Raw genomic sequence first — 2,745 nt, forward strand, 5'->3', positions numbered from 1 at the left:
CGTCGGGGTCGGCGGCGTCGGCGGCGACGAACGCCTCCTCGATCCAGGTGTCGCCCATCTCGATCTGGAGGTTGGACTGACGGCGGGAGCCGTCCTCCTCGAACGCCTCGTTGACCACGTCCCAGGACGAGATCTGGCCCGCGTAGTGGCCGGCGGTCTCGGTGATGTGGTTGATCATGGCGTTGCGCAGGTCGTCGCCGTACAGGCCGCCGGTCCAGCCTGGCTGCTGGGCGTGCCAGACCAGGGTGTGGCCGCGGACGGCCTGGCCGTTGGCCTGTGCGTGGGCGACGATCTGGTCACCGCCGCTGAAGTTGAACTGGCCCGGGTTGGGCTCGGTGGCGTCCCACTTCATCGAGTTCTCGGCGACGACGCTGGTGAACTCCGCGTTCAGCGTGGACGCGTACTCGGCCTCGCCGAGGAACTGCTCGGCGACGGCGGCGCCGAAGTACCGATCGCTCTGGGCCGCGGCGGCGCCGAGGGTGTCGGCCTGGGCCGTGGCGGAGCCGGTGGACATGATGACGCCGGTCACCGCCAGGCCGCCGGTCACCGCAATGGCGACCGCGGCCCGGACGGGCCGGCGTGCGCGCCGCATGGGCGAACTGCTGATCACGTGGAGCCTCCTTCTTCCGGTGGGGGAGACAGGGGGGAGATGATCCCTGTCCGGAGTGGTCGTGTGTGTGACGTCGCGTCGTGCCGAGTGAGCCCTGGGGTGGCGCACGAGCCCTGCGGTTGGTCGGGGCATGGTGCGGAACGCCGAGCTCCGGCGGCGGGCCTTCCTCACCCGCACCGCCGGGAGTCCGCGGTCACCCGCAGGCCGGTGCCGTCGTCCTGGGTGGGCGTGGCCCCCTGGGCGTTGGTGGCGTTGCCGGTCTGCGGCGGGCCGGCGGCTGGGACGCGCGGCCGGCGGAGTAGTGGGGGACGCGGGAGTCGGTGCGGTGGAAGTCGGTGGGCTGCCGCCCGAAGGCTGCCGGCCCCGCGCCACTCGCGCGTGGGATCACTCGTCGGGCCATGTCTCATGGCCATGACAACTCCGATTTCCCAGCGCCCCTGCGCACTCAAAGAAACCATGAAGCCCAGCGAACTTCAATAGGGCCATGAGACGCGGGGGGCTGTGCGACGGTCTCGGCTCAGCGGGTCAGCCGAGGGCTTCGACCTTGTAGAGGGTGGTGCCGTGGGCGGGGACGGTGGCGGCGATCTCGGAGGCGGTCTCGCTGGTCTCCTTGCTCCACAGGTCCGTCAGCCCGTAGCTGGCGGCGGCTGGGAGGCCGAGCTGGTCGGCGGTGGTGGCGATGTTCGCGTCGCTGTCGGTGGAGTTGTACAGCGCCACCGCGTGGCTGCCGTCCTCCAGCGGCTTGTCGACGACGATGAGCCCGTCCGTGTCCGAGACGACCGTGCCCTGGGCGCCCAGCGGGTCCTGGTCGACGGCGATCACGTCCTCGTTGAGGAGGATGTCGAGGGTCTCCTGCGTGACGTCGCGCAGGTCGCTGCCGATCAGCAGCGGCGCGGCCATGACCGCCCACATGCTGAAGTGGGTCTGGTACTCGGTCTGGGTCATGCCGCCGTTGCCGATCTCCAGCATGTCCGGGTCGTTCCAGTGGCCGGGTCCGGCGGCCTCGGCGAGCGGCAGGTTGCTGGCGATGATGCTCTTCAAACTGTCCCAGTTGTCCTGGATGTCGCCGGTGGTGCGCCACAGATGACCCACGTCGCCGGCCCACTCCCACGGCGCGGACGATCCCCACTCGCAGATGGAGTAGACGATCGGGCGGCCGGTGGCGTCGAGGGCATCCTCCATGGCCTGGTAGCGGTTGATGTAGTCCTGCTGGGAGCCGTCGCTGTTGTTGAAGCAGTTGTCGTATTTCAGGTAGTCCACGCCCCAGTCGGCGAAGGTCTGGGCGTCGATCTCCTCGTAGCCCAGGCTGCCGGGGTACTCGGCGCAGGTGGCGGTGCCGGCGTCGGCATAGATGCCGAGCTTGAGCCCGAGGCTGTGCACGTAGTCCGCGACGGGTGCGATGCCGTCGGGGAACTTGACGTCGTCGGGCACCAGTCGGCCCTCGGCGTCGCGCTCGCGCTCGGCCCAGCAGTCGTCGATGTTGACGTACTCGTAGCCGGCGTCCTTCAGGCCGGTGGCCACCATGGCGTCGGCGGTGTCCATGATGAGATCGGCGCTGACCTCGCAGCCGAAAGCGTTCCAGTTGTTGAAGCCCATGGGGGGAGTCAGCGCGAGCGTGGCGTCCTTGGCGGCCGCCGGGGAGCCGGTGAGCACGGTCCCGGTGACCGTGGCGGAGGCGACCAGCAGCATGCCCGTCAGTCCCGCCAAGAGCGTGCGTGCCTGTGTGCCTTGCACGGAGACGTTCCTTCCGTCGGCAGCCCCCTGCCGACGACAGGCAAGCATCAACGCAATCGCGAGGTCAACCATGCCTGGCGGACTGATCAGGCATCACCAGCACAGGGCGGGGTCGCCCGTCGGAGAAAAAATATCCGTACGACGTATGTTGACTAATGTCTCGAGCCACCTATGATCCTGACGTCTGAAGGGCCAGCTGGCGTTCGACATGTCGGACGCGCGGACTGGCCGTACAGGTCTGTGCCCGCCCCACAGACCTTGGCAGGACCGTACGCGCACCATCCGTTTTTGTTCCGGTGAGGTCCCCCCACGCGCCACCGTGCCGGACACCATGGACAGGCGATGTTCTTGTGGGTGGGTTCACCGGCCGAGCCGCCACGGAGTCCCCCCATGCTTGCCTC

The 2,745-nt window shown here is 68.9% G+C and carries 1 protein-coding gene and 1 pseudogene; both read right to left on the reverse strand.

The window, feature by feature from the left end:
• The coding region (locus tag ACTWQH_RS32610) for an endo-1,4-beta-xylanase (RefSeq protein WP_443290429.1) at positions 1 to 610 on the reverse strand (610 nt) is incomplete at its 3' end.
• Between the two features lie 534 nt (positions 611 to 1,144).
• Positions 1,145 to 2,299: pseudogene (locus ACTWQH_RS32615) on the reverse strand (glycoside hydrolase family 27 protein); the annotation flags it as partial.
• Positions 2,300 to 2,745 lie beyond the last annotated feature (446 nt).

This window comes from Streptomyces sp. 6N223, from assembly GCF_052246635.1.
Lineage (GTDB): Bacteria > Actinomycetota > Actinomycetes > Streptomycetales > Streptomycetaceae > Streptomyces.